25 protein-coding genes, 4 pseudogenes and 2 riboswitches are annotated in these 26,834 nt (G+C 33.7%); of the genes and pseudogenes, 5 read left to right on the forward strand and 24 right to left on the reverse strand.

Annotation, left to right across the window (positions count from 1 at the left end):
• Window positions 1-135: 135 nt before the first annotated feature.
• Both lepB and C568_RS0125905 read right to left on the reverse strand, forming a co-directional pair.
• Window positions 136-690, reverse strand: a complete 555-nt coding sequence (gene lepB / locus C568_RS0125900) for a signal peptidase I (RefSeq protein WP_003207624.1) — start codon at window positions 688-690, stop codon at window positions 136-138.
• Window positions 691-711: 21 nt separating this feature from the next.
• Entirely contained in the window at window positions 712-1,395 is a 684-nt protein-coding gene (locus C568_RS0125905; protein WP_006095466.1) for a copper homeostasis protein CutC, read from the reverse strand.
• Window positions 1,396-1,771: 376 nt separating this feature from the next.
• On the opposite strand from C568_RS0125905, the gene C568_RS0125910 reads away from it, so the two are divergent.
• Window positions 1,772-2,920, forward strand: a complete 1,149-nt coding sequence (locus C568_RS0125910) for an SH3 domain-containing protein (RefSeq protein WP_006095465.1) — start codon at window positions 1,772-1,774, stop codon at window positions 2,918-2,920.
• Window positions 2,921-3,503: 583 nt separating this feature from the next.
• Here the strand turns inward: C568_RS0125910 and C568_RS0125915 are convergent.
• The 9 genes from C568_RS0125915 to C568_RS0125955 all read right to left on the reverse strand — a co-directional run bounded on the left by C568_RS0125915 (window position 3,504) and on the right by C568_RS0125955 (window position 10,068).
• Entirely contained in the window at window positions 3,504-3,725 is a 222-nt protein-coding gene (locus C568_RS0125915) for a YdbC family protein (protein WP_018783128.1), read from the reverse strand.
• Window positions 3,726-3,926: 201 nt separating this feature from the next.
• Entirely contained in the window at window positions 3,927-4,589 is a 663-nt protein-coding gene (locus C568_RS0125920; RefSeq protein WP_018783129.1) for a methionine ABC transporter permease, read from the reverse strand.
• Window positions 4,579-5,340, reverse strand: a complete 762-nt coding sequence (locus C568_RS31255) for a methionine ABC transporter ATP-binding protein (RefSeq protein WP_018783130.1) — start codon at window positions 5,338-5,340, stop codon at window positions 4,579-4,581. Before C568_RS31255 ends, C568_RS0125920 begins: the two co-directional genes overlap by 11 nt.
• A 6-nt stretch (window positions 5,341-5,346) precedes the next feature.
• Complete coding sequence (locus C568_RS0125930; protein WP_018783131.1) at window positions 5,347-6,507, reverse strand: acyl-CoA dehydrogenase family protein; 1,161 nt, start codon at window positions 6,505-6,507, stop codon at window positions 5,347-5,349.
• A 13-nt stretch (window positions 6,508-6,520) separates the two neighbouring features.
• Window positions 6,521-7,339 (reverse strand): MetQ/NlpA family ABC transporter substrate-binding protein, encoded by an 819-nt coding sequence (locus tag C568_RS0125935; protein WP_018783132.1) that lies wholly within the window; start codon window positions 7,337-7,339, stop codon window positions 6,521-6,523.
• 59 nt (window positions 7,340-7,398) lie between these two features.
• A riboswitch (SAM riboswitch) is annotated at window positions 7,399-7,488 on the reverse strand.
• A gap of 171 nt (window positions 7,489-7,659) precedes the next feature.
• A complete protein-coding gene (locus C568_RS0125940; RefSeq protein ID WP_018766823.1) occupies window positions 7,660-8,289 on the reverse strand; it encodes a YdcF family protein in 630 nt (209 codons plus the stop codon).
• A 329-nt stretch (window positions 8,290-8,618) separates the two neighbouring features.
• A complete protein-coding gene (locus tag C568_RS0125945) occupies window positions 8,619-9,116 on the reverse strand; it encodes a GNAT family N-acetyltransferase (RefSeq protein ID WP_006095460.1) in 498 nt (165 codons plus the stop codon).
• A gap of 9 nt (window positions 9,117-9,125) precedes the next feature.
• Window positions 9,126-9,704: a GNAT family N-acetyltransferase gene (locus C568_RS0125950; RefSeq protein WP_006095459.1), complete on the reverse strand. Its 579-nt coding sequence runs from the start codon at window positions 9,702-9,704 to the stop codon at window positions 9,126-9,128.
• Window positions 9,705-9,777: 73 nt separating this feature from the next.
• Window positions 9,778-10,068 (reverse strand): hypothetical protein, encoded by a 291-nt coding sequence (locus C568_RS0125955; protein ID WP_006095458.1) that lies wholly within the window; start codon window positions 10,066-10,068, stop codon window positions 9,778-9,780.
• Window positions 10,069-10,318: 250 nt separating this feature from the next.
• Between C568_RS0125955 and C568_RS0125960 the strand changes: the two genes are divergently transcribed.
• Window positions 10,319-10,927, forward strand: a complete 609-nt coding sequence (locus C568_RS0125960; protein ID WP_018783133.1) for a CPBP family intramembrane glutamic endopeptidase — start codon at window positions 10,319-10,321, stop codon at window positions 10,925-10,927.
• Window positions 10,928-10,977: 50 nt separating this feature from the next.
• Here the strand turns inward: C568_RS0125960 and C568_RS34415 are convergent.
• From C568_RS34415 to C568_RS0125970, 3 genes and pseudogenes are all read right to left on the reverse strand, one after another.
• Window positions 10,978-11,130 (reverse strand): annotated as a pseudogene (locus C568_RS34415) (IS1595 family transposase); the annotation flags it as partial.
• A gap of 89 nt (window positions 11,131-11,219) precedes the next feature.
• Window positions 11,220-12,422 (reverse strand): M20 family metallopeptidase, encoded by a 1,203-nt coding sequence (locus C568_RS0125965; RefSeq protein ID WP_018783134.1) that lies wholly within the window; start codon window positions 12,420-12,422, stop codon window positions 11,220-11,222.
• A gap of 91 nt (window positions 12,423-12,513) precedes the next feature.
• A riboswitch (SAM riboswitch) is annotated at window positions 12,514-12,618 on the reverse strand.
• Window positions 12,619-12,704: 86 nt separating this feature from the next.
• Window positions 12,705-15,014: an AAA domain-containing protein gene (locus tag C568_RS0125970; RefSeq protein WP_029427780.1), complete on the reverse strand. Its 2,310-nt coding sequence runs from the start codon at window positions 15,012-15,014 to the stop codon at window positions 12,705-12,707.
• A 113-nt stretch (window positions 15,015-15,127) separates the two neighbouring features.
• On the opposite strand from C568_RS0125970, the gene C568_RS0125975 reads away from it, so the two are divergent.
• Entirely contained in the window at window positions 15,128-15,517 is a 390-nt protein-coding gene (locus tag C568_RS0125975) for a VOC family protein (RefSeq protein ID WP_018783136.1), read from the forward strand.
• A 78-nt stretch (window positions 15,518-15,595) separates the two neighbouring features.
• Entirely contained in the window at window positions 15,596-16,345 is a 750-nt protein-coding gene (locus C568_RS0125980; RefSeq protein ID WP_018783137.1) for an alpha/beta hydrolase family protein, read from the forward strand.
• Window positions 16,346-16,414: 69 nt separating this feature from the next.
• Here C568_RS0125980 and C568_RS0125985 read toward each other — a convergent pair whose 3' ends face one another.
• The 10 genes and pseudogenes from C568_RS0125985 to C568_RS0126030 all read right to left on the reverse strand — a co-directional run bounded on the left by C568_RS0125985 (window position 16,415) and on the right by C568_RS0126030 (window position 26,367).
• Complete coding sequence (locus C568_RS0125985) at window positions 16,415-17,410, reverse strand: D-cysteine desulfhydrase (RefSeq protein ID WP_018783138.1); 996 nt, start codon at window positions 17,408-17,410, stop codon at window positions 16,415-16,417.
• Between the two features lie 339 nt (window positions 17,411-17,749).
• Window positions 17,750-18,001, reverse strand: a pseudogene (locus tag C568_RS0125990) (DUF4073 domain-containing protein); the annotation flags it as partial.
• Window positions 18,002-18,156: 155 nt separating this feature from the next.
• A pseudogene (locus C568_RS32130) lies at window positions 18,157-18,919 on the reverse strand (CPBP family intramembrane glutamic endopeptidase).
• A gap of 98 nt (window positions 18,920-19,017) precedes the next feature.
• Complete coding sequence (locus tag C568_RS0126000) at window positions 19,018-19,365, reverse strand: DUF4260 domain-containing protein (protein WP_003198457.1); 348 nt, start codon at window positions 19,363-19,365, stop codon at window positions 19,018-19,020.
• Between the two features lie 128 nt (window positions 19,366-19,493).
• Entirely contained in the window at window positions 19,494-20,165 is a 672-nt protein-coding gene (locus tag C568_RS0126005) for an ABC transporter ATP-binding protein (protein WP_003198455.1), read from the reverse strand.
• Window positions 20,165-21,229, reverse strand: coding sequence for an ABC transporter permease (locus C568_RS0126010; RefSeq protein ID WP_018783140.1), 1,065 nt, complete (start codon window positions 21,227-21,229; stop codon window positions 20,165-20,167). Before C568_RS0126010 ends, C568_RS0126005 begins: the two co-directional genes overlap by 1 nt.
• Before the next feature lie 131 nt (window positions 21,230-21,360).
• On the reverse strand, window positions 21,361-21,984 hold the full coding sequence (locus tag C568_RS0126015; RefSeq protein WP_018783141.1) for a response regulator transcription factor: 624 nt from the start codon (window positions 21,982-21,984) through the stop codon (window positions 21,361-21,363).
• Window positions 21,953-23,539: an ATP-binding protein gene (locus C568_RS0126020; protein WP_018783142.1), complete on the reverse strand. Its 1,587-nt coding sequence runs from the start codon at window positions 23,537-23,539 to the stop codon at window positions 21,953-21,955. The genes C568_RS0126015 and C568_RS0126020 overlap by 32 nt, the downstream gene beginning before the upstream one ends.
• A 78-nt stretch (window positions 23,540-23,617) precedes the next feature.
• Window positions 23,618-25,588, reverse strand: coding sequence for an FtsX-like permease family protein (locus C568_RS0126025; RefSeq protein ID WP_018783143.1), 1,971 nt, complete (start codon window positions 25,586-25,588; stop codon window positions 23,618-23,620).
• Between the two features lie 23 nt (window positions 25,589-25,611).
• Complete coding sequence (locus C568_RS0126030; RefSeq protein ID WP_018783144.1) at window positions 25,612-26,367, reverse strand: ABC transporter ATP-binding protein; 756 nt, start codon at window positions 26,365-26,367, stop codon at window positions 25,612-25,614.
• A gap of 151 nt (window positions 26,368-26,518) precedes the next feature.
• Between C568_RS0126030 and C568_RS33710 the strand changes: the two are divergent.
• A pseudogene (locus C568_RS33710) lies at window positions 26,519-26,834 on the forward strand (DDE-type integrase/transposase/recombinase); the annotation flags it as partial.

Genomic DNA, 26,834 nt, shown 5'->3' on the forward strand with positions numbered 1-26,834 from the left:
TTCCGTTTTTTGAAACAAACATATAATTTAAAATTATAAAATATTCTTTCTATTTAAACAATATTTTTCTCAAATAAAAAAAGCATTGAAAGTAAAATTCAATGCTTTTTTAACGCGTATACGTAAACTCTCTCTTTAATGCAATGCTCTCACTTGTTGCAGCGGCCAAAATACCGCTTCACCTTTTCCGACAATTTGATCTTCAGAAACAAAACCAAACATGCGACTATCTTTTGAAACTTGACGATTATCTCCTAACACAAACACTTGACCTTCTGGAACTTTTGTTTTCCCAGTTTTTTGTTCTAATGTAAAATCAGGAGTTAATTTCCCTTTCGATACCTCGTCCTTATAATCTGCTAAATATGGTTCATCAACCGCTTTTCCATTCACGTACAATACGTCGTTTTTATATTCAATCGTATCTCCTGGTAAGCCAATTACTCGCTTCACTAAATCATATCCTTCTTTTCCATGAAAAACAATAATATCAAAACGATTTAATCCCTGTACATTAAAACCAATTTTATTTACAAGTACACGCTCGTTATTTTCTAAAGTAGGCATCATAGACTCACCTTGTACGAGTGAAGGAGTAAATAAAATACCACGTACAATTAAAGCGATTCCTAGCGTAATCCCTATTGTTTTAACCCATGAAACGATTTCTTTTTTCTTGCTTTTCTCCATCTTTTTCCCTCTTCTCTAGTATTATAATGATTTTGTTAATACCACTAGATCTTGTACAGATTTTTGATCTACTTCAGCAAAACAAGATTTACCTTCTCGGACTGCAGTACCAACATGTGCTTCTGAAATTCCTGTTTCGTTCAATAGTCGCTTTATATTTTCTTTTGTCACACCACTTCCAACAATGAGCTGGATATCCCCTTTACTGACTCTTTGCATTTCATGAAGTACAGGTATATTTCCCTCTATCGTCCCTTGACCACCAGAAGTTAAAATATGAGTTATTTTTTCAAAATTACGTAATGTTTTAACTGCACCAATAAGATCATCCACTTCATCTATCGCACGATGAAATGTGATATTAATCCCATCTACAACAGATAATAAATTAGCTAAATTTTTTTCATCAACTTGATTCTGCTCATTTAATACACCTAAAACAACACCTGCTGCACCAAGTTCTTGTGCAATTAAAATATCTTCTTTCATCATTTCAATTTCTTCTGTTGTATATATAAATGACTTAGCATGGGGACGAATCATAACATGGATAGGTATGTTTGCTGCTTTCACCGCTTTTTTTATAAAAGCATAACTTGGTGTTAACCCACCTTCTGTATATGCTGAAATTAACTCAATTCGATTTCCACCAGCTTTTTCAATTTGCTTCACATCTTCTAAACAAGTTGCAATGACTTCGAGCATGAAACTACCTCTTTTCGTACTTTTTCCACATTATTATACCGCAGCATAAATAAGAAACCTAGGTTTCTCATATAAAACATAAAAAAAGGAATTGAAAAGAAAGATTTCGAAACTCCTTAACAGATTCATTATTTTCTCAAAATTGTTACGTTTATCACATGAAGTCTGTGAATTCTATAAAGCAGTTAATCTTCCTAGAAAATATCGGATAATTTCCACGCCTCATTTAAACCATCAAATATTATCGTACGAATAAATCTTATGTTGAGAAAAACAAAAATCTCTTTCATTTATTTCCATATTCTTTATATTTCTGTTATTCTTGTAATATAATTCTAAATTTTACCACAAATTACACAAGGGGGCTCATTATACGATGAATATGAAAGTTACAACATTGACAGCAGCAACTGTCGCGGTTACTTCTCTTCTCCCATCAATTACTGAAGCGGATATGAAAACAGCTGCTGTACAACCAAAAAACAACGTAAAAATCGGACATGTAAAACTTGATAAAGTCCAACTATATCAAGAAAATACAACAAATGGTGATTCCCTTGGCAGTATTTCATACAATACACCTGTTACCATTCTCGAAACTACACGTGACTGGTATAAAGTAAACGCTCAAAACAAAATTGGTTACATACAAAAATCTAATTTATCTTTGGCGAAATTAAATCAACAGCGTAACCAACATATCGTAAATGCAAGCGCCTTAAACCTTCGTTCAGAACCAAGTATACAATCATCCATCCTTGACGTATTACCAAATGGGACATTTATCTCTGTTCAAGAAACACTTAATGACTGGTATCTCATCTCTTACAACGGAAAAATAGGATATGTGAAAAAAGAATTTGTATCACATAACTCACAACCATTCGTTAAAGGAATCACTATACAAAATAATTCTTATTATGTTGCAACCCCTAAACTAAGGGTAAGAAATGGTGCAGGAACAAATACTGCTGTTATTGGTTCCTTGCAAAATGGGACACAAATACAAGTAGTAGGCACAGTAGGTACATGGTATAAAATTCGTTTTGGCTCTGGATATGGATATGTTACAAAGCAATATGTATTACAAAATAAACAACAAGAACAGTCTGCGTCACCTTCAATACCTGCTGTTTTTAAATTTCCAACACAAGGACAAGTTAGCTCAAACTTCGAAGTCAGATGGGGGCAAATGCATTATGGTGTCGATTTTACAGCAACTGGAGATAAGCCTATTCGTGCTGCAGCTGCTGGAAAAGTTATCAAATCCTACTATTCTAGCAGCTACGGAAACGTCGTATTCGTCACTCATTACATAAAAGGAAAATTATATACAACTGTTTATGCACATATGAAAAACCGATCTGTACAAGCTGGAGATCGCGTTCAAACTGGACAAGTGTTGGGGCAGATGGGGAATACTGGACATTCAACTGGGCAACACCTTCATTTCGAATTACATAATGGGGAATGGAATTTTGAAAAAACAAATGCCGTTGATCCACTTCCTTACTTAGTACGGTAACATCTTATGCTACGTAATATTCCATTACTCATTGAATACCTAGCTTTTTTCGGCCTAATCTGTTGTTTCATTATTTATGATACAAATGTAATTTTTTTAAGTATGCTCATCCTATTTGTATGCTGTGAAATATTGCGAGAGGTATATAAAATACGATTAAGAAAACACATTTCTCATCTATTTACATCACTCATTATTATCGTTTGTCTAATCACTAATTTAAAGATTGATGGTCTATTTATATCAAGTATGTTCCCTATATTTTTTATAAGCGTTCTCCTTATCGTATCCCAATATATCTATGTACCTGAACATCACAAGAAAGAAGATAAAGAGGTAAAGATTATATAGTCTTTTCCGACATATACGTCCATACAAAAAGCCACTTTTGAAATAATGATTCAAAAGTGGTTTTCTCTGCACAAATCATTTCGTTTTTATCCCGCATTAACGGACAGTAACACTCCCGCCTCAAAATTCAGTAAAAGCAAAGAAGTTAGGTGGGAGATGAACTGTCCGTAAAATCCCGATTGGTGAGGGCTGATAATCAGTGGGGATAGCCCCCACTGATTAAAGTTTTACTTTATAACTCCATGCGATTTAAAATATTTTTTAATGCCTTTAACTCTTCAACCGTCAATGTAACACCTTTTCCCATTTTGTCATGCTCTGGTGCCCAATCACGCAGATCATATTTTGGCTCTTTTCCGTTCCAACTGATTAAATTGAGCTCTTTATTCCAGCCTTTAGGTGACTGTGATAAAGTTCCAAAAATTTCTTTAATATCAAATTTAATTTCCGCCACTGTTATTCCCCCTTTAAAATATATATTCCCTATTTAGATCTCCTACATTCTCTCATATCTATATCGATAGGGCTAATTTCCCACACATCTACCTCTGATTCATTATGAACTATACTGATTGTTTGAACTTAGCAGAATACCCTCAGCAATTCATCTTTCACTATAAAAAGGCTCGGTGTATACCGAAGCCTTTTTTCATACTTACCGTTTATCAATTTTTGCAGCAATCCTATTCCCAATGAATTGAACAGATTGAACGAGAATAACAAGCATAAGTACCGTAACAATCATAACGTCTGTTTGAAAACGATAATATCCAAAACGAATTGCTAAATCGCCGACACCGCCTCCGCCAACAACACCTGCCATGGCTGAGTAGGAAATAAAACTTACTGTTAAAACTGTTAAGCTTAATACAAGGCCTGAACGCGCTTCAACGAGCAATACTTTCCACACAATTTGCAGTGGCGTCGCTCCCATTGCCTCAGCAGCTTCAATTACACCTTTTGGAACCTCGCGTAATGCTTGCTCTACGAGTCTCGCAAAATAGGGAATGGCTGCTACTGATAATGGAATCGTTGCAGCGATTGGACCAATTGTAGTTCCTAATAAAATTCTTGTAAGTGGCACAAGAGCCACTAGTAAAATGATAAATGGAAATGAGCGAATAATATTTACAATGCCGTTTAAAATACGATGGACAATATTTTGTTCCAAAATTTGTCCTTTACTTGTAAAATATAAAATTACACCTAAAGGAACACCTAAAATAATTGCTGCTCCAACTGAAAGTCCAACCATTAATAATGTTTGTAAAAGTGATGTCCAAATCTCTGGAAGCAGTGGGATAACATTATTGAACATGTGCAATGCCCCTCTCTTGTTCTACACCTAATAGAAGTTTTGCAATTTCTGTTGTTGGTTTTAGATGTTGGTCACGTAAGTGGAAAGATTCAACAACTTCTCCTTCTTCCATCACCGCTACTTTATTACAAATTTGTTTAATTACATTCATTTCATGCGTTACAATTACGATTGTAACTCCTAACTCTTTATTTATCTTTTGTAAAAATTGCAAAATAGATCGTGTCGTTTTCGGATCGAGTGCCGATGTCGGTTCATCACAAAGCAATACCTTGGGATCATTTGCTAATGCACGAGCAATCGCAACACGCTGTTTTTGTCCACCACTTAGTTGAGAAGGAAAATGATGCGCTTTATCACTTAAGCCAACAATCTCCAAACACTCTCTTACACGTTTTTCTCTCTCTTCTTTTGAAACTGATTTCAATTCTAATGGTAAAGCAATATTATCCGATACGTTTTTATTATGAAGAAGATGAAAATGCTGAAAAATCATACCAATTGACTGTCTTGCTGTTCGTAAATCTTTCTTGGATAACTTTGTTAAATCTTTTCCATTTACAATAACTGCACCTGAATCTGGTTTTTCCAATAAATTCATTGTACGTAATAATGTAGACTTTCCAGCACCACTTAATCCAGCAATTCCATATATATCATGTTCCTCAATTTGCAAAGAGACTGATTTTACACCGTGAAATAAACCTTCTTTCGTCTGAAACGTTTTATTGATATCGCGTAACGTTATCATTTTCACTCACTCCTTTTCAATTGATTTAAACGCATCATCTGCTAGTAATGAGAGTGTTACATCATCCATCGGTGGATTGTGTAAACCCGCGCGAACATTTAAATAATAGCGGTGCAGTGGATTCTTTTCAGATAAGCTTTTTGCCCCTACAATTCTCATTGCCTTATCAACAATTGATATCGCCGCATTCGTCGCAATATATTTCGCTGCTGCTAATTCCGCTTGTAAAGATTGTTTATTTTCCACCTCATCATATTTTTTCGCAACTTGGTATAAAAAAGTACGAGCTTGCAAGAGTTCCAGCTCTAATTCGCCTACTAATCTTCTAACGTTTGGAAGCAAACTAATTGGGTGATTTAAACTATTCGGTTCATATGCTTTCGCAAAATCAATCGCATAATTTCTTGCAGCCTGCGCAATCCCTAAATAACATGCTGGTATATGAAGTAACCATCCAATTCCTTTCGGTTTCGCCTGTGAACCTTTTACATCTGTAAAAAATTTATGCGGGATTTCAACATTCTGTAATACAAGATCATGGCTAGCCGTTCCACGCATCGCAACACTATCCCATGTCTCTTCAATCAACACACCCTTTTCGTGTCTTGGAATCACAAATTCTCCTATCTCATCTCGCCCTTCAATGCTTGCAGATATGATGAAATAATCAAGTACTGGCGCCATCGTTGTGAACGTTTTTCTTCCGTTTATAATCCACTTATCGCCTTTTTGTACAGCTAATGTTTCTGGTTTTCCTCCCCGAGTAGGACTCCCTGTCTTCGGTTCAGTTGCCGCCCTGTTAAAAAGGGCGCCTTTTTTTACTTCTTCACAAAACCAAGAAAACATCTCAGGTTTCCATGAGCGATTTTCCGCAAGTTCCTTCACAATTCCAACATGCCATCCAATAGACAAAGCTGTTGCTCCATCTCCCTCTGCAATCTTCTCTTGAAATAAAACAAAATCATATAATGAAATTGCCTTCCCACCAAAATCCTTCGGAAGAGTTAACTTTGTATAACCAATACTTTGTAAGTCTTTAATATTTTCAAAAGGAAAAGAGCCTAGTTCGCTCAGTTGATGTTCCCTTCCTGCAAATTGCGGAATGAATTCTGTTATCTTCTCCAATACGAGAGCTTGTTCTTCTGTTTCTATAAATGATAATGTCATGTCAAGATCTCCTTTACTTTAAGTAGTCAGGAAGCACAAACCCTTCAAATTGTTCTTCAGACTGAATCATCTTTTTGAACTCTGGTGAATGGTATGCTTCAATTAAATCTTTCGCAAATTGTTTTTCTTTATCTTCATCACGAACCGTAACAATAATTCTATGTTGTGAAGGTGTTTTTTCTAATTTCAGTGCCTCTTTTAACTTATGTCCAGATGAAATAACAAGATTTCCGTTAATAATGCCGTAATCTAAATCTTTCATTGCCCTTGGGATTTGTGGTGATTCAAGTGGTACTAATTTGAAATCTTTCTTTTTAAACGTTATATCTTTTTCGGAAATTGTTAAAATATTTACATTTCCTTTTAATTTCACCCAGCCAATCCCTTCTAAAATACGTAATGCCCGTTCTAAATTAACTGGATCATTTGGTACCCCAATCTTCATTCCATCTTTCAAATCATCTAATGATTTATGTTTCTCAGAGTATACACCTTGAGGTGCTGATGGAACTTGAATAATACTTGAAATTTCCGCATTATTTTCTTTTGCGTAAGACTTCATAAAAGCAGTACTTTGAAATATATTTGCATCAATATCCTTATTCGTTAATGCTGGATTTGTTTCGTTTGGTGAATTAAACTCAACAATTTTAATTTTGTATCCCTTTTTCTCTAAGTACGGTTGTACCGCTTTTTTCACTTGATCACTGTACGGACCAGGTGTAAAACCTAAACGAATTTCTTTTTGATCGCCCCCTGATGTCTGCGTGCAACCCGTAATGATAAATAAACTACATACAATACTTACAAGTGCAAAAAATAAACGTTTCATCCCTTCTCCTCCTACTAAAAAACAACCTTACATATTAAGAAGGTTGTCATCTCTTTTCCTTCTTATCTACTCGGAATTAGCACCTTTTTTATTACAGATAGGTTGCTGAAGCTTCATTGGGCCGTTCCCTCCACTTCTCTCGATAAGATTATATTTGATTATGCATTCTATTGTTTCACTATTCCGATGAAAATACAAGGTTTTTATTGAAAGTTTTTTCTATAATTTGTAAAGTTATAGAAAATCCAAAGCATATTTGCATAAAAAAAGGATAGACTCCGTAGAACCACTCTACCTTTGTCTATCCTTTTCTTTATTTTTTAATCACCTTTCAATATACGCAAAGGTAACGATGCAACATATCCAATATAAGAACATAATTCTTTAAAGAAAAATGGAATTTCCGTATCTAATGTTTTATATGCTGATGTTGGCGTTGGTGATGCATATGCATCTATCCCAATATGCTTCGCTATTCTCATCGCTCGCTTCATATGAAGAGGATCACTTACAATCGTATACGTATGTAAGCCATTATCAATTCCAACCTGTTTCGCATTCTTTAAATTATCTTCTGTAAAACGCGACTGTGTTTCAATTAATATATCTTCATCCTTTACGTTATGCTTTAATGCATACGCTTTCGCAGTACGTGCTTCTTCCTGCTCTGCTTCAAATTTAGTACCACCTGTAAAAATAATTTTTTTAATACTTCCATTCTTATACAAAGAAATTGCATGATTGATTCTTTCACGAAATACAGGAGATGGTTTTCCGTTCCAAGAAGCTGCTCCTAGTACAATAGCAGCATCTGTATCCACCTCATCCGTTTTAAAGCGATAACTCCAAATATCGTAAGCTGCATAACTTACAAATAGAATGATAGAACTAACCATGAGCAAGAACACTTGCAAGACTCTTCTTTTTTTACTTTTCTTATTTTGTTTCATTTGTACTGGCCCCCGTGCATTATCCATACTTCTAAAAAATAATCTATTTTAAATCATTATATTTGAGTTCATTTGAAAGAAGGCGCTTTTCTCAACAATTGATTCGTGCTATAAAGGGTTTTCATTCAAATAGAGGATTTTTAATTTACTATTTTTTGTGGTGCATATTTTATGAATTTAATTTATGTACAAAATTTCTCATACAACTCTATTGTAACGAATTTTTTCACAGAAGGGAATGATGAAACAAAAGTATATAAAAGAAGTAATCATTTTGTAAGAAAAAGAGGTATATTTTTTCCCTCTTAGGGACGTATACCTCTTCCACTTCACTTTACAATCCAATATTTCATATGTTGTTCTTCAAGCACACATGTAAAACCGGCTTTTTCTAACACTCTACTTGAAGCGGCATTACTCGTTAAACAATCTGCTTGAATCGTTTGCACTTCTTCATTCCGTTCTAACCATTCAACGAAAGCTTTTGCCATTTCAGTCGCATAACCCTTCCCTTGATATTCTGGTACAATACTATATCCGATCTCTACTGTACCAGTTGGATCGGGCGCACCTTTACAACCCATATCACCAATAATAACATTATCTTCCTTATGAACAATCAGTCCACTCCACTTACTTTGTTCCGGATTTTTCCGTAAGCCTTCAGCAACCCATGGTAAAATATCTTTATAATCAGGCATTGGCCATTCTAAAGATATTTTATATGGTATGATTTCTTGCAGCTCTTCTCTGCCTTTTATCGTTGCCTCAACAAGTTCTAATGTAAAAGGAATCATCTTTAGTCTTTTTGTTTCAATATTTGTCATGTTTGCCTCCTATTTATACAGGTCCATTTTGTGCAGTAATCGATCTTTCACGATTGGCCACTCGCTTGCAATGATGCTATATACTACCGCATCCCTTATATAACCGCTTGGTAACCTTCTCTCATTTCGTAATATCCCTTCTTTTACTGCACCTAGCCGTTCAATTGCTCGTTGTGCTTTTTCATTTCGCAAGTCTGTTTTTATTTGCACGCGCAGCATTTGTAATTCTTCAAACGCATATTGCAATAACATATACTTACATTCCGTATTTATACTCGTTCTCTGTACACTCGGATGATACCACGTTTGACCAAGTTCAACAGTCTTGCTTTCTGTTGATATATTGTATAAACGTGTACTGCCGACAACTTCATTCGTTTTTTGATCTATCACAACAAATGGTAAATCCGTTCCCTTTTCATATCGTTTTACTGCCGTTTCAACATATCGCTCCATATCTTGATAGCTATCCATTTTAGCTATTAAATACGTCCAGATTTCTTTATTTCCTTCCACAATTGAAAATAATTTTTCTATATCATTTGTATCTATTAATCGTAACATTGCTCGTTCATTTGTTATTTGCATGAACAATTCCCCTTTTCTATGTATCTAGCTGTATTATAATTAAAAATGCACTATCTATCAAAATATTTAAAATTTATTTTCTATCACTTAAAATCCAATAATACGAAAAAGAAGACTCACTTTGTACAGAAGAAACTGTAAAAATACCTATCATTTCATTTTCCTTTAAAATGATGTAAGTGTTTTTATTTATTACCGCTTGAATGATCTCTTCGTCATCTCCACCTTCTAAAAGATACTGCCACTGGTCAATTTCTCGCTCTTTTAACCACTGTGCAACTTCTTTTAGCATTTTAACAATGAGAGGACTTTCATCATTATGTGCAGTTCTAATTTGATAGCCTTCAAGAATATTTTGATACAATTTTTCTTCCTTCCTTTTAGCACTTCGGCTTTTTACTTAAATAAAAAAAGAAACACTCTACCTTAATATATAAAATTGAATGGTGACGTCTTTTCTTTCCTTTACAAAGGTTCCATTATCATATGGTATAAATAAAGGCAGTTTTCTAAAAGATTGTTGCTTTTTAAATAATTATTTGTAGATATTATATCTTCTGATAAAATAGTAAAGTATTTTCATTATTCTAAAGTCACAGGAAAGAAGGTAAGATATGAAAGATATAAAAGACAAAACCAAGAAAACAAAAAAGGATTTCAACCCAAAAGACGCTGTTTTAGTATTCTCTTCTTTTACATTCATTTGCGTGGCTATCATTTTTATTCTTATGGTTTATGATGTACTCACAATTCAAAATTTCCTATCATTCGATAAACCAATCCGAATGATAATGAATATATTTATCGCTTCGTTTGCTCTACTTTTGTTTGGTGTAATGTTAACGCTTTACATTCCCTCGAAATACATTGACGATACAAACAAGAGTTATCAAAAGTATTCACTGTTAAGTGTTTGTGCCTTTATGTTTTTAGGAGCGTTATTTGAAGAACTTTTGTTTAGAGGAATTATTCAAAATTTGCTTTTCATATTTATAGAGAACCCATGGATTGCAATTATAACAACTACTTTATTTTTCTTAGGTTTTCATACTCAATACTTCAAAAAGCCTATAATGCTAATAAATATAAGCGTTCCAAGTTTGACTTTTGGTTGGATATATTTTGAAACAAACAATATTTTAGTACCATTTGTTGTACATTTTCTAATGAACTTAGGAATAACGCTATTATTCAAATACAATTTAATAAGGGTTAAAAAATAACTTAGTTTACTGATATTTCGACCTCAATCGACTCTTAGTTGAGGTCTTTTTTATGCACTTCTCAACATCTCAACTGTTGTACAATTTGATTTCTGACACGCTGAAATAAGCATTTGTTCTACTCGTTTATCAAATGCTAAATTCTTCCCTAATTCAAGCCAATGGAACCAATAGAGATAGTTATCTAAATAATAAGTTCCAACTTTTATAACTAAAAAAGGCTTAGAGATTTCTCCAAACCTTTTTTATCTAAATAGAATTCTAGAAAACTACTTCTCCAATACTAATCACATTACTGATTTCGCTGCGCCCCTCTAAACTCCTCCTTAATTTGATCAAGCGTTCCTTCTTCTGTAATTAATCGATATGCTACATACGCTAATACTTTTGCGGATGTAACTAATGCTTTATCGCCAAGTTCCGAACGAGCTGCTTCTCTAAATTCATTCGTATGTGCAACTAAATTATCCGGCCCAATTTTAATATAAGGATGAACCGTTGGTACGACTTGACTCACATTTCCTGCATCTGTTGAACCGATTCCAAGTCTCTCTATACGATTTACATCTTCACCAAGGTTTTCTAATTCCTCAGCAACCACCTCATTAAATGTCTTCGTCACTAATAATTCATCAATTTCATTTTGAAATTGATTGATTTTTACTGTTGTTCCTGTAGCTAAAGCTGCTCCCTTTGCAATATTTCGTACCTTTTCAGTTATTTCAACACATCTTTTACGTGTTGCTGCTCGAATAAAGAAACGGGCTGATGCGTAATCCGGAATAATATTCGGTGCCTTACCACCCTCAGTAATGACACCATGAATTTTCACATCTGATGGAAGCTGCTGACGAAGTGCGTTAATCCCATTGTAAAGCTGAATCACCGCGTCTAATGCATTAATTCCTTCTTCAGGTGAAGCAGCCGCATGTGCCGACTTTCCATAAAAATGAAAATCAAGTGGATCAACTGCGAGTGACGGACTTGTTGTTGCTGTTTTTCCACTAGGGTGAATCATAAGTGCTGCATCAATATTGTTAAACAAACCTGCCTTCACATAACTTGCTTTTGCACTTCCATTCGGCCCACCTTCTTCTGCTGGTGTTCCGAATACAACGATTTCACCGCCGATTTCTTCAATTGTTTCCGATAATGCAATGGCTGCTGCAACGCTAATTGTACCAATTAAATTATGACCACACGCATGGCCTAATCCAGGCAAAGCGTCATACTCTGCTAAAAAGGCAATTGTCGGCCCTTGTTTCCCTGAACTTTTCCGTGCAATAAATCCTGTTTCATGTCCTGCGATATTGTGCTGAAGCTGAAATCCTGCACTTCCTAAAAGTAAACTTAACGCTCTAGATGCAAAGAATTCTTGATTACCAATTTCAGGATTCGCATGTATATCATGACTTGTTTTTAAGTATTTTTCTCTATTTCTTTCTATACTTTCCGTAATACTATTTCGGTGTGACGTTACTTGTTTTGTTCCCATTTCCCATTCCTCCTTTAAATTTGCACATAAAAAAGCCTCTTTCTAAAAGATAGAAAGAGGCTTGAACATACAGATTCAAAAATGGCCTTCTTTCTTATCTTTCAAGTCTTTCACTTGCTGGAATTGGCACAGTATTCATATTGAATCCGCTGCCGAGGTTTCATAGGGCCAGTCCCTCCACCTCTCGTGATAAGAAAATCGTTTTTATTTTCATAAAATTATATTAAATTATTTTCATTCTAGTTTTATTCCGAGTAAATGTCAAGGAATTCCGATCTGATTTTAACGAATATCTAAAAATCCTTTTAAAACGCCAATCGTTTCAGGCGCCTGCATTCTTGCACATATATAAGGGAATTCTGGACTTCCTTCAAACATCATTTGCGATGTTAACGGAGCACCTACCCAAAAGATCTCATCATCAATACATACAAATGGGAGTGATTTATTTTGCCTTTGTACTCTCACATTTTTTAATGGAATTGGTCCATCGCTATAGATTGTTACCTGCGCTGTTGTACGCATTAACGCCTGCCATACCCTTTTATCTACTTGTCTTGTACTTGGGAGCGAAATAATAATTTTTTGTTTTGCTGACAGAATGTCTTTTAATAATGCTTTCGTCTCTTCCAAATTCATTTGCATAAACCATCTCAAGCGTTTTGTAATTTTTCGTTCTAACAATGGACGTGATGTTGTACGATCATATACATTTCCGTGTCTTTCTATGTGAGAAGTTAAGTGAGATAACGCTTGTTTTCTAGAAAGATTTTTCCGCATATATTGACAGTCCGATAACTGAATGAGCTTTCCTCTTGCTCTCGTTACCGCAACATTTACAAGACGATGATTCTTATGATCAAAGAATAACACGCCAGGACGTTCCTGCGGATAACTATCTACTGTATCAAAAATCATCATATCGCGTTCAGATCCTTGAAATTTATGAACCGTCGCTGCTAGAATAGGTGTATTTCGATACTTTGTTTTTTGCAATATTTCTCTTATACATGTTGATAAGAAACGGGACTGCGCGCGATATGGCGTTACAACTCCAATCGATTGAACGCCATCTAATAATCCAATTAAAATCATCTGCATTGCAACGAAACCGGACATAATGTTAAAACGAGAACCAGAAGCGGCATCTTTTAAAGAGTAAGCTCCCATTAAACTTGTATCAAACAGAGCTGTCGCTTCGTTTGCAAACGGCTGTAATTTCGCTAATTCTTGTCTTGCCGAAACAGAAGGATGGTCGAACACTCTATTCTTATAAATAAATGAGTTTGTAAATTTAGATATATCCGCATGCATACGTCTTTGTTCTTGCAGCATAAATAGATTCGGATGTGTCTCGCACTTGTTTACGGATTGGACAATCCCTGCATGATAAAACATATCTTCTCCTAACCACTTTCTAACAAGCTCATGATTTGCCATCGCAATTGGTGGCAACTGTAAAAAATCACCACAAACGACAATTCGCTTACCAAGAGAAGCAGCTAATGCGATTTGTGGTACATATGCCATACTCACTTCATCTACAACAACTAAGTCAAATGTTCGTTCATAAATAAGAGAATCAATTGCACACTTAGATAGTGTCGCACCTATTACCTTTGCATTTTCAATATATTCTCTTTCTACTTCTTTAATTTTCGCTCTTTGTTTTCTAAGATCTCCTTCAATTTCTTGCATACGCTTTTTATCAGAAGCAGTTGCCTTATAAGATAAGATCTTTTGACGAAGATCTTGGCGCATTTCTTCTAAATAAAGCTTCTCTTCTCCCCATGAACCATTCGTTGTTTCCACTAATCTAGAAGCTAACAATGTTTCATGGTTACGTATATGTTCATGTTGACTAAATCCATACCGGACGATTTCCCCTGGTGTCCATTTTTCTTTTTTTTCTATTTGCTTTGTAACCTCACTCATTAATACATCAACCGCTGCATTACTATGAGCAAGTACAAGTACTGATTTTCCTTTTTGATAGTGCGCTGAAATAATACGTGATAAATTATAAGATTTTCCTGTTCCCGGTGGGCCCCAAACATATGTCGTTGGATTATAAAAAGAACGATATGCAAGTTCATTCTTCAGATTTTTCATCTTTTCAATATGCTTTGGCGCACTCTTTCCATCCAAAAGACGTTTTACACGCTGACGCTTTTGCTTATCTTTTCGAACTTCTTTCAACCGCTCTTGTAATTTTTCTAATAACTGCCATGGTTCACTATATAAACTAGCTTCTCTTATTTCACCTTGTATATAATCATTCAATTTCAGCTCAATTTCTAGCCCATGTACAGATAGTACTTCTCCTGTTGCTTCCTCACCATCAAATTCAATTCGGATTGGTGTACCATCAGGTAAGCTTACTTCCGAAATAAGCTGAAATACATAAACTGTACTCTCATAATCTGTATATAAAAAACGGCCATTTATAATCGATAGCTTACTACCGCCTATCGTTTTCCAATGTTTAATCTCATATGCTAATGCTTGATGCCACTCTTTCATCGTTTCCGTTAATGAAGGAGTTTGTAAAGTTGTGTTCATTGAGTTGTCTCCTTCCTTCTTTCCAAACATACTTTCTCACTATATCATAGAACATCATAAAATTTGTAAGGTTTTTATCTTGCTTATTTTCTTAATTTTCAATATTATGATATACAAGAAATTCATGGGAAGAAGGAATCGACATGCCAGTAAGAAGAATTGAACACGTTGGAATTATGGTTGCAAACATGGCAACATCTATTTCATTTTACGAAAAAGTTATTGGACTAAAACTTATCAAACGCATGGGGCATCCGAATCCAAACTTAAAACTTGCTTTTTTAGGTGTAGAAGAATCACAAGAAACCATTCTTGAATTAATTGAAGGCTATAACCCTTCTCTTCCAGCAGAAGGAAAAGTGCATCATATTTGCTTTAAAGTAGACTCTCTAGAAGATGAAATTGAAAGACTGAAGAAGTTAGGAGTAACTTTTTTATTAACAGAGGAAATTGAAACATTACCTGATGCAACACGTTACATTTTCTTCTCTGGCCCTGATGGAGAATGGATTGAGTTTTTTGAGACGGAGTGATAAGGTAAAGCTTTTATCAGTAAGGGCATTCATTCCCTCACTTATTTATTTATTTTTTTATAGAGGTGAACCGATACATTGAATCAAACAGACATTCAACTAGGAAACATACACGGTCTCTTATTACAGCCCACAAAACAGAATAAAAAAATAACAATCGTTTTCTATCATAGATGGGGATCTAGCATTTATCATCAAATCTTTTTAGGTACCATCTTAACTAACTTTGGATATACCGTAATTATTCCAGAAATTATTTATCACGATTCACGGGCAGCTTTAGAAAATCATTTTTCTAGACCGATAATGGAACAATATTTTTGGAAAACCATTTTGCATACTGTTAAACATGATATAAATGATTTATTTACTAGTATCTATGAGAGTGAATACTGCTTAGGTCATAAAATTGTAGTTCTCGGAAGTTCAATGGGTGGATTCATATCCTCAGGAGCTTTTATCAAAGATTCAAAAATTGATGCACTTATTAATATAAATGGTTCAGGAGCTTGGATAACTTCTGAAGAGATTTTTCAAAAGCAAGGCTCAAATATCGCCAATGAAATTCATATGATTAGAAAAATGGATCCTATTCAATTTATCGAACGCATTCATAATCGACCTATACTATTATTACATGGGGCAAGTGATGCTGTTGTCTCGCCTCTTGGACAACAAACATTTTATGAAAAAGTACAATCACACCATCAAGATACAACAGCTAACATTACATTTATGCTATACCAAAATATCAATCATTCTATAAGTATTCCAATGATTGAAAAAATAGTAAACTGGTTAGATGAGCAATTTGTTCTTTATAGCTAATTAAGACAGACAAGTAAAGCTTACATAAAAAATCAGCACCACTTATTTTGGTGCTGATTTTCTTACATATTAGGAAAATAGTGATGTATTCGCATATAACGCGGGAGAACCACCTGAATGTACAAATAGAATGTTATCTTCTTTCTTAAATGTACCTTTTCGAATTAGGTCGATCAGTCCAGCTACTGCTTTCCCTGTATATACTGGATCCAGTAAAACCCCTTCTGTTTTTGCTAAAAGCTGAACAGCTTCTACCATTTCAGGTGTTGGTAAAGCGTATCCTGGTCCAACGTATTCATCAAAACATGTCACGGCCTCACGCGGAATACTGTTTAGAATACCAATATGCGCTGAAGTTTCTTGCACAAGCTTACATACCTTTTCTTCTTGTTCAGCTTTCCCGCGGCTCACATTCATTCCAATTACCGGAATCCCTGTTTGTCTTCCATAAAATCCAGTGATCAAACCAGCATGCATGCCCCCGCTGCCACTTACACAAACAACCGTATTGAAATCTATCCCTTGCTCAAACGATTGAGTCATAATTTCCTCTGCACATGCAATATATCCCATTGCACCGGTAGGATTGGATCCTCCAACTGGAATGACGTATGGTGTATGCCCTTTTTCAGTTACTTCTTTGGCCACTTTTTGCATCTCATCCATAAGGTCAGTTCCGTTTGGCACAACGATTACATTTTCAGCACCTAATAAATGATATAAGAAGTAATTCCCATTAAAGTCTGGTTTTTCTTCTGGTTCAAGTCCTTCTTCTAATACAAGAATGCATTTCATCTTCTCTTTTACCGCAGCCGCTAATGTTAATCGGCAATGATTTGACTGAATACCGCCAGCAGTAATTAACGTATCTGTACCTTTCGCCTGTGCATCCGCCACAAGGAATTCTAATTTTCTTGTTTTATTTCCACCAGCTGTTAAACCAAGTAAATCATCTCGTTTAAAATAAATAGAAGGTCCTCCTAGGACTTCAGAAAAGTGATTTAATTTTTCAATTGGCGTATATGATTCTGTATATTTTTTTCTAGGGAATTTTGCTAAATTCATACTAACTCTCCTTATTTACTCTTTATCTAAAATTAAAATAGTAATTCCAATATCCATCAAGCATTATCTGTTCACTAATCATAACTCTTACACTTTTATTAGAAAAGTCTTCAGTAACCAAACAACCCTAATGGATTTTTAGCCTGAATTATTTTCAGGAAACATTTCTCAGTATACTTGATTCATTGTAGTAAAGCGACTCTAATGATTTAAAAAACATGATTTCCCCTAACATTTCACTTACTTTTTTATAAACGCACAAAAAAGAGCTTTATCATAACATAAAAGCCCTTTTTATATAGAAGATATACATTATTACTTTCATACTACTTTTCTAAACTATTTATTAGCTGAAAAATGAACAATCCGTGTTAAACCTGGATGTAAACTCCTTTCTCCTTTATGGCGCACATATACCGTTTGATCCCCTTCAAATTTTGGAGGATTCCCCGCATTATATGTATGACATTCGTTTGTTCCTTCTATAGAATATTCCATGTACTCTATTGCACCGACAAGAATATTCTTTTTATCATCAGCTATTACATCGAGTTCCATTTGCGTCATTTTCCCATCATGAATAGATCGCTTTATCACGCTGCAGACAGCGTTCGCAAAATAAAATTGTGCCCAGAGAGCAGCATTTAAAATCCACGATATAACATGTCGGTAAGTTATATCCCTTAATAGGGGACTTAAGGTTTGATGAAGGGAAACTCGAAATAGGTTTCCTTGCTTTATCTTTGTTAACCTGTTAATAAAGTACTTTTTCTTTTTATCACTAATTTATACACTATAAAGACGCAAATTCCAAAGATAAGAGTTGAACAGGCTGGTAAAATCTTATCATTTGGCACGTATACGCTCCAAAAAGAATTCATAAGTGCATGGAAAACTAGACACATAAAAATACTTTTAGTTGCATTATAAATTGTAGTATATATGAAGGATACGGCAATTATCGTGATTATAAAGTATATAAAATTTATTTGAGACTGGTTAGTTCCTGGAATGAACCATAACGGCAGGTGCCAAACAGCCCATATTATGCTCACAATCATGGTGCTTAAAAATGAAGAAAACCTTTTTTGAAGTGCAGGTTGCAAGAATCCCCCTCCATCCGATTTCCTCAACTCCACCACCAATAATCATCATTGGAAAATTAAGTAATGCAACGTATAATGGCTTTTGCATCGTTGCCCCACCAAATAGCGTTGGCAGATAACAGCTAATAAAAGCTAGAACAATGAGCAGAATATACCATGCAAAATGATGTTTAGCGTTAACAATGTTTTTGATAAAAACTCTAAACTCCTCTCTTGATCCATATTTTTTCTTTAAACTAATTGCAATAATTGCTGGCATGATACCTCCGAAAACAAACAATATCATTGCTAATGGAGTACCGAATGTGGTAATGTCCCATTTTATCAAGCTAATTAATAGTCCCCAGAGTATCCATGTAAATATGAACGTGCATATTAAGTATCGTTTCATATCATTATTCATATACCTATCCCTCTTTGTCGCGATTAGATTTTAAAATGAATATAGCCTGGTACATAAAAAGATTCATATGTATGATAAACGTTTATTCCTACTGTATTTTATAACTTCTGAATATGCGTATCCTTAAAATCCGTTTGATATTTAAGACCATATCCGAACAGACGATCCATTCCAATATGAGCTGTCCAAATTAAGCCGATCATAAGAGTCACATCTGATTTTAGAAATAAACCGATCAAAATCAGTAATATTGATACTATGTAAGTATGAAACAGGTTATAAATCTGCGCACCAATACGATTATTAATAAGATATGCTAGCATTGAAACATCAGGTACTAAAAGCAACAAGAAGAATATTAACCAGCTAAACTCATTTAATGCATATATATAAATGGTCGCTATTAAGACAATAAGCCCTTCCATATGTATGATTTTTTTCTCCATATTTTATCCTCCCCTATAAAAAAACAGAATAATAAGACTATTATAACATTTAATTCCAAAACCAGTCTAAACGAATTATCATGTACAAAAAAGCACAGGAATCCACCCTGTGCTTTTTCTTATAATACTTATACTAACTTTCCGTCACGTAATGTTAAGATACGATCACATACATCCAGCATTCTTTCATCATGCGTAATCATAATTGCTGCTTTTTGACTTTCTTTTACTTCTCGTTTCATCATTTCGACAACTTCGCGTCCGCGTTTTGAATCAAGGCTTGCTGTTGGTTCATCCGCTAATATTAAATCTGGATTATTCATGAAAGCACGAGCAATTGCAACCCTTTGTTTTTCTCCGCCAGATAATTGATTTGGATAATGATTTTTTCTTTGAGATAATCCAAATGCAGCTAACAAATGATCCACACGCTTTTCGGATTCTTTTCGGTCTTCTTTCTTTAATTTTGCAATGTAGAGTAATTGTTCCTTTACATTTAAATAGGGAACAAGATTTGCAAACTGAAAAATGAACCCGATTTTTCTTAAACGAATATCTGTCATTTCCTTTTCTGATAAACGCGTAATATTTTGTTCACGAATGTAAATGTTTCCTTTTGATGGTGATAATAACGCACCAGCAATTGATAACAAAGTACTTTTCCCTGATCCAGAGGGACCAACAATACCGATAAACTCTCCCGCCTTCACATCAAGTGAAATTGGATGTAGAGCAGTTACTTCGGTATTTCCTTCTCCGTACACTTTACTTACTTCCTCTAATTTTAATAATGAAGTCATTACATGCCACCTCCAATTGCTTCTAGTGCATCAACTTTTAACACTTGATATAAGGAAATAAGTGTTCCTAGAATACTAATGACAATAAAGATTCCTGCATATTGGCCAATCATTGTCGTTGTTAATAAAAATGGCATGCTTTCTGGCAAAATCTTTTGCAATCCTTCTACTAATACAATACTTATCCCCATTGCAACAACAGATAAGAATAATGCTTGCACAACTAAAGTATTTGCTAAATACGAATTTTTCGTTCCAATTGCTTTTAACACACCTAATTGCTGCGTTTTTTGTAATGTAATGACATAGAAGAACACACCGATTAATAAAGCAGCAATCACAAGCAAGAACGCAATAATCATTGTTAATGTTCCTTGTTCTTCTTTATACCCTGGAATACTTTGAAGAACTTCTTTTTTCTCTATCACATGTGCATTTTTCACTTCTTTATCAATACGAAGTGCAATTGCGCTATAATCCTTTTGATTTGGCTGCGCAATTTGTCCCCATACATCTTGATTCACATAAACAACAGGTGTGTGACTAAACATTTGATCTTTCGTAAAGCCAACGATTTTGAATTCCTTTTTCGAAACTGGATCGATAATTGTATCGCCAATATCTATGCCTTTTTCTTTAATCGATTCGTCAGCAACCATTTCATCTTGTGCTGTTCCTAATGCATTCCCTTTCACAATCTTTGGTTCCAAGAACGTGTCACGTTCACTTGCAAAAATTGCAATATCAACCTTTTTTGAACTATCCTTCTTTTCATACGTAGAAACCTTCACATGAAATGGCACAGCATCTTTTGCATCTACTTGCCCTACTACATCATCCACATCTTCTTTCTTTATTTGTGAACGGAGTAATTTATTTTCTGCATCATCTGCTAATACAAATTTTGTTGCATCCATATTTTGAATTGATGATGCATTATCATACGATAAACCATTTGCTAATCCAGAAATCACAAGAACTAAAAATGATAATAAAATCATGATGAGCCCGATTAATCCATATCTTAATTTTGATTGTTTTAATTCACGCAGAGCTAAAAACATTTCGCTCGCTCCTTCCTATTTCTTTCTATGTACTCATCTTAAAAAAGAAATATGAACGGAATATGAACAAAAGATTACAATCAAAAAATTACGATTGAATGAAATGTATTGGATTCAAGCCCATAGTTTCATTAACGATTTCTATAATGAGGTTGAATATATCCTAATTGTATTCCTTTTGTTACAGCTTCTAATGAAGATGAAACATCCAATTTATCAAACATATGTTGAATATGGTTTGAAATTGTGCGTTCACTAGCATATAACATAGTAGCAATTTCTTTACGCTTATATCCACCACATAGTAACTGTAAAATTTGTTTCTCACTATCGGTTAATTCTTCAACATAGTCCATAGACATTGGAAAATAACAAATACCTTCGTTAATTTTAATTAAAATTTCCAACAACTTATCTGGCATAATATTTTTATTAATAAAGCCACTTACACCAATTTTTTGAGCTTCATATCGATAAACAGGCAAATCATAGCCTGTTAATATAGCTATTTTCGTGTCACATTTACTATCTAAAATAGTTTTTGCTATTTCTAAACCATCTTCGCTACTAATATTGCTTAAATTTATATCTACTAAAATAATATCTGGCTTAAACTCATTAATGATTGTGATAACATTTTCAACATTTTGTAATGAATAGAATTCATCTATCTCAGGATAATCTTCTAAAGCTATCTCCAAACTTTTTGAAAACAAAGCATGGTCATCTATTAATAAAATATTGATAGGAATCATCTCCTTTCATAGGAATAAAAATATCAATACATAAACCAGAAGGATTACATTCTGAAATTGTCATGTTACCGTTTAACAAAAACAGTTGTTCTTTAATCGAATTCACCCCCCTATGTTCATTAGGAATATGCTTCTCATTTCCCATACCTATCCCATTATCTTTTACTATAAGCTCTATTTTGTTATTTTCTTGTGTCAAACTCAAAACTAACTTAGAACATTTAGAATGTTTGAACGCATTTGTTACTAATTCTTTTAAAATTCGATATATAACAAGATTATAAGGTTCAACTAAGAATAAATTATCATTACAATTAAAAGATATATCAATATTTTTCATTCCGTATTTTTGCTGGATCATCTCAAGCAGATTACTATAATTCTTTTTTAATGTGAGTGTCTTTAATAACGTTGGGTGGTATTCTTGCATTTGTACACGTATAGACTGGTTTAAGTCATCTAGCGTTTTTACTATCATTTCATGAATTTCTTCTTTATTAGATTTATTCATCATATTTTTAACTGCTAATATATCTTGTAATATTTCATCATGCAGATAATCAGAAAATTCACTTTTCAACCTCTCCTCTTTAGCTATCTGTAAAAGATTTTGAGCGTAAGAGCTTTCTGGCAAGGGTTTAGGTTCTTCTGCATCCACATTTAAGATCGTATCTTTTATGTCTTGAAATAATAATGTGAAATAAAGAAGAACAAACCAAAAAATCGTATGTATAATGACAAAATAGGTAATCATATTAAATTTAAACAACAGCCCAAGCGAACTAATAAAAACAATAAAACATAAAAACATGAATATCATTTTACCTTCCTTTAAAAGAAAATATTGCTTCATAAATGTATGGCTTTTAAAAGCAATCGCATGAATACTAAATAAGGGTAGCAGGATCACGATATACCACCCTAAATTACTTAAATATTCGGGGCTTCCTGCAAACAACATAGCATATACAATAAAGAGAGCGATAAGAATAGCAACAGATTTAAATAACTGCTTTTTTTCGCTTTTGAAGATAAATTTAATTCGTTCTCGATTTTTCAAAAACAGAAAAATAATACAAATAAAACTAAAAATCCATTGACATGAAAATAGAGCGGCAAATATTTTATCGTTTGTCAATTTCGCAACCAATGTTAATACACATGTAATCTTTAAAATCCAGTCTGTCTCTTTTTTATAAGCATAAATAGAATCTTGGAAAAAGAACAAAAGCAAAAATTGTACTGTCTTATATAGAATTACTACACTAAGTAGTATACTTAGTGTATAAGAAATTTGACTCCCGTTAAGCGTAAGTAAAAATTGCCATGAAGCAAAAAATAGCAATTTGGAGAATTTTGATAGCGTGTTATTTTCTTTTATGTTTACAAAACTAATATATGCCCCATATATGACCATTATTGTTATAAACGTTAGTGGAAGTAACTTTGCTGTTCCTGCAATCTTACCTTGCAAAAATTCATAGCATAAAAAAATAATCATACAAAGTTGATTCATTAAAATAAAGATTTGTTTTTGCTCATAGTATTTTTTCATAGACTCACTTACCTTTACTAGATTACATACAGATAAAGCTGATGTTTGTTTATTATCATCAGCTTTATCTGTAAATTTTTACTTTTTATCGTTAAATATAATTTTATAGCATGCTCTTTTTGTTAACAAATAATAAATGATATAAACCACAGTAAAAATAATTAATGCAAAAAGAATAGGTAATATAAAGGCACTACCTTTTCCTAATAAATCGTCCATTAAAGCAGTTTTGTATGCCACCAGTGCAAAAATACTATGCGCTGCCCCTAATATATAAGGGATGCTAAATAACGTAAAGATTTCTTTTCTTATTATCCTTTTTATCTTTTTCTTGTTATATCCCATTCTTTGTAAAATTGTAAATTCATTTTCATTTGACATTATACTCGAAAGATTATGGAAATAGAGTATGCTACCTGTTGCAATAAAAAAGATGATAGTGACAAAGCTAATGAGCAGGAAGGTTGAGCTATTCTGCTGGATAATGTAATCATTTTTTTGATAACTACTTGTAAAATAGATATTATCTTTAAATAGTGGAGCTAAGTTTTCATAAACTTCTTTGTTATCTCTCATATCTGTTCTGTTAATGCTCATCATAGTCTTTTCTGGAAGCCCTAATGCTTTTATTTCTTTGTAAAGTTTGTCAGAAATAATAAGGGTTCCTACACTATTCGCAAATCCAATTGGGTTAAGTAATGTAGTCTCTTTCACTTTCACACCCACACTCTTTGTAGATGTTAAGTTCAAAGTATATGTATTCTCTTTATCTAACTTTTCTTTTTCAGGCCTATATTTCACTAAAATACTTTCATGTTTAGCTAAATTTTCAAATTCTACATTTTTCCCTTGAAAATTTATTAGATCCCTGTAATCCGACTCAGAGATTAGATCAAATCCATGTTCTTTCTTCATATTATATTCTTTAGGCAAATTTTCAGAAGAGGATGTTCCTTGAATAATAGTCGTTTCTTTGTATTTCATGTTTTCTTTTCCGACAGTATCTTGTACAACTTTAATTGCTTTATTAGCCGATTCTTTATCTTCCAACGGGAACTCAATAGCTGACGGTACGATACGTTCTGTAGCAGCAATTGGATAGTAAAGCGTTAGTATAGTGGCGCCAAATATAGCCAAAGTTCCTGCAGCTAATAAAGTTAACAAAATTAAAGTCTTTGCCTTCGAACGGATTTTAAATATAAAGTTTGGAATGATAATAATATTCGATTCCTTATAAAACCATTTTTTCTTTTTCTTCAATTTTTGAATAGCAAAAGGTAAAAAGGAGTGAATAAAGAAGATTGTCCCTAATACCACACTTAACATTGTTAAAAGTGCGATTGGTGAAAACCCTATCGTTTTCCACAATGATTCGGTTCCTCTTATAATATCAATAGCTAAGAAATAGCCTACCAAAATCAAGAATAGTCCTAATAGGGATAAAGCTGTACTAACTTTCATCTGCTTTTCTTCCTTTTTCTCCATACGTACCAAAGTAAGTAAGGAACTTTTTCGAAGGATTATCCAGTTTGATAAGAATAAGACAGTCAAAACAGCAAATATAAAAATAAAAGTGAATAGTACCGAATCAAGATTAATTAATGGCACTTCAAAAGTATTAATGTTTAATTTTAGTACTTTGACTATCACCTCAATAATTCCTTTATGAGCAACAGCACCCAGCACGATACCTACAATTAGAGCAGTAAAAGAAATTATAATATTTTCAAAGGTTAATAATTTTACCATGGTTGACTTTCGATACCCCAAGAGCGAATAAATTCCCAGTTCTTTCATTCTTTTTTTCATAAAGAAAGTATTGGAGTATGACATATAGAATAGTACAAATGCCATAACGAATATTGCCACCGTTCTCGACATTGTTTCTACTCTACCATCAGACGAAATCTTTTCCATGATAATATCGTTCATGGAAAAAGAAATAAAGGCGAAAAACACCATCAAAACAAAAGCCACTGAAACGAAATAGAACGAATAGAAGGAAAAGTTATTCTTCAGATTCTTTGTTGCTATTGTTAATAATCCCACAGTCATGCCTTCCTTTCACACTCTTAGTTATATCGATTTTCATCAATTTTTGAGATTTCCTTTAATATCTCTTCAAAAAATTCTTTTCTACCCTTTTCGTTTCTTTTTAATTCTTTCAAAATATTCCCATCCTTGAATATTAAGATTCTACTTGAAAAACTTGCTGCATAAGCGTCATGGGTTACCATCAAAATTGTTGTATGAAGATCCTCATTAGCCTCTCTTAACTTTTGAAGCAGCTCTGTTGCAGAGTTTGAATCTAACGCGCCGGTTGGTTCATCTGCAAATAATATACTTGGCTGTTTCGCAATGGCTCTTGCTGCCGCAACCCTCTGCTTTTGTCCTCCAGAAAGTTGACTAGGGTACTTTGATAATTGTTCGAATATGCCAAAACGCTTTGCTAAACTTTCTATAGTCGATTCGATTTCGTTTGGAGATTTGTTTAACAGAGTAAGTGGCACAGCAACATTTTCCTGCACCGTTAAACTATCAAGTAAAAAATACTCTTGAAAAATAAAGCCTAAATGATCCTTCCTAAAATCCGCAGTTTTGTTATCATTAAGTGTTTTAATATTGACACCATTTATCAAAACATCTCCATCTGTCGGTGTATCAATAGTTGATAGTATATTTAATAAAGTTGTCTTCCCAGATCCTGAAGCACCCATAATACCAATAAATTCACCTGATTCAATATCAAAAGATACTTTATTCAGTCCAGGCAATTGATTCTTATTGTAAATTTTTGTAACATTTTTTGCAGATAATAATGTATTCATCCTATTTGCTCCTTTCAATTTGTTGATATATTAATTTTATTCTTCAATATATAAAGAAGCATGAGTAAAAAACGCAATCTTCTACTTACATTACAAATTCACTTTATTTGCACTCCCGTTTAGCTGTCCCCTAGATAATGAACACTTTTAAAAAGTTGCCTATGCCTTCATGAAAAGATTAGTAAAACATTTTGGAGAACCAACTGTTCTCACTACAGACAAAACGCCGGCATTACTTTGCGCATTTAACAAATTAAGAAAACAAGGATTTTATCAAACTACAATCCATTGTACAATCAAGCATTTAAACAATCTTATTGAACAGGATCATAGGCATGTAAAGAGACGTTTTGCTAAATCCGCAGGATTTCAAAATCTTCGTCATGCTTCACGTACGATAAAAGGTATTGAAACCATTCATGCTCTATATAAACAAAGGCGAAGTCTTCAAAGAGACTCCGCCTTTT

This window comes from Bacillus sp. 95MFCvi2.1 (assembly GCF_000374965.1).
Lineage (GTDB): Bacteria > Bacillota > Bacilli > Bacillales > Bacillaceae_G > Bacillus_A > Bacillus_A pseudomycoides.

What these genes read in the sequence shown, in the direction of transcription:
- C568_RS0125975 (WP_018783136.1), top strand. Translation starts at nt 15,128, where the DNA reads ATGCCAGTAAGAAGAATTGAACACGTTGGAATTATGGTTGCAAACATG.
- C568_RS0125985 (WP_018783138.1), bottom strand. Translation starts at nt 17,410, where the DNA reads ATGAATTTAGCAAAATTCCCTAGAAAAAAATATACAGAATCATATACG.
- C568_RS0125920 (WP_018783129.1), bottom strand. Translation starts at nt 4,589, where the DNA reads ATGTTCAATAATGTTATCCCACTGCTTCCAGAGATTTGGACATCACTT.
- C568_RS0126010 (WP_018783140.1), bottom strand. Translation starts at nt 21,229, where the DNA reads ATGTTTTTAGCTCTGCGTGAATTAAAACAATCAAAATTAAGATATGGA.
- C568_RS0126030 (WP_018783144.1), bottom strand. Translation starts at nt 26,367, where the DNA reads ATGAATACATTATTATCTGCAAAAAATGTTACAAAAATTTACAATAAG.
- C568_RS0125945 (WP_006095460.1), bottom strand. Translation starts at nt 9,116, where the DNA reads ATGACAAATATTGAAACAAAAAGACTAAAGATGATTCCTTTTACATTA.
- C568_RS0125905 (WP_006095466.1), bottom strand. Translation starts at nt 1,395, where the DNA reads ATGCTCGAAGTCATTGCAACTTGTTTAGAAGATGTGAAGCAAATTGAA.
- C568_RS0125910 (WP_006095465.1), top strand. Translation starts at nt 1,772, where the DNA reads ATGAATATGAAAGTTACAACATTGACAGCAGCAACTGTCGCGGTTACT.
- lepB (WP_003207624.1), bottom strand. Translation starts at nt 690, where the DNA reads ATGGAGAAAAGCAAGAAAAAAGAAATCGTTTCATGGGTTAAAACAATA.
- C568_RS0126020 (WP_018783142.1), bottom strand. Translation starts at nt 23,539, where the DNA reads ATGAAAAAATACTATGAGCAAAAACAAATCTTTATTTTAATGAATCAA.
- C568_RS0125940 (WP_018766823.1), bottom strand. Translation starts at nt 8,289, where the DNA reads ATGAAACAAAATAAGAAAAGTAAAAAAAGAAGAGTCTTGCAAGTGTTC.
- C568_RS0126000 (WP_003198457.1), bottom strand. Translation starts at nt 19,365, where the DNA reads ATGGAGAAAAAAATCATACATATGGAAGGGCTTATTGTCTTAATAGCG.
- C568_RS0125935 (WP_018783132.1), bottom strand. Translation starts at nt 7,339, where the DNA reads ATGAAACGTTTATTTTTTGCACTTGTAAGTATTGTATGTAGTTTATTT.
- C568_RS0125930 (WP_018783131.1), bottom strand. Translation starts at nt 6,507, where the DNA reads ATGACATTATCATTTATAGAAACAGAAGAACAAGCTCTCGTATTGGAG.
- C568_RS0126015 (WP_018783141.1), bottom strand. Translation starts at nt 21,984, where the DNA reads ATGATTCCTATCAATATTTTATTAATAGATGACCATGCTTTGTTTTCA.
- C568_RS31255 (WP_018783130.1), bottom strand. Translation starts at nt 5,340, where the DNA reads ATGATAACGTTACGCGATATCAATAAAACGTTTCAGACGAAAGAAGGT.
- C568_RS0125960 (WP_018783133.1), top strand. Translation starts at nt 10,319, where the DNA reads ATGAAAGATATAAAAGACAAAACCAAGAAAACAAAAAAGGATTTCAAC.
- C568_RS0125950 (WP_006095459.1), bottom strand. Translation starts at nt 9,704, where the DNA reads ATGCAAATAACAAATGAACGAGCAATGTTACGATTAATAGATACAAAT.
- C568_RS0125965 (WP_018783134.1), bottom strand. Translation starts at nt 12,422, where the DNA reads ATGGGAACAAAACAAGTAACGTCACACCGAAATAGTATTACGGAAAGT.
- C568_RS0126005 (WP_003198455.1), bottom strand. Translation starts at nt 20,165, where the DNA reads ATGACTTCATTATTAAAATTAGAGGAAGTAAGTAAAGTGTACGGAGAA.
- C568_RS0125970 (WP_029427780.1), bottom strand. Translation starts at nt 15,014, where the DNA reads ATGTTTGGAAAGAAGGAAGGAGACAACTCAATGAACACAACTTTACAA.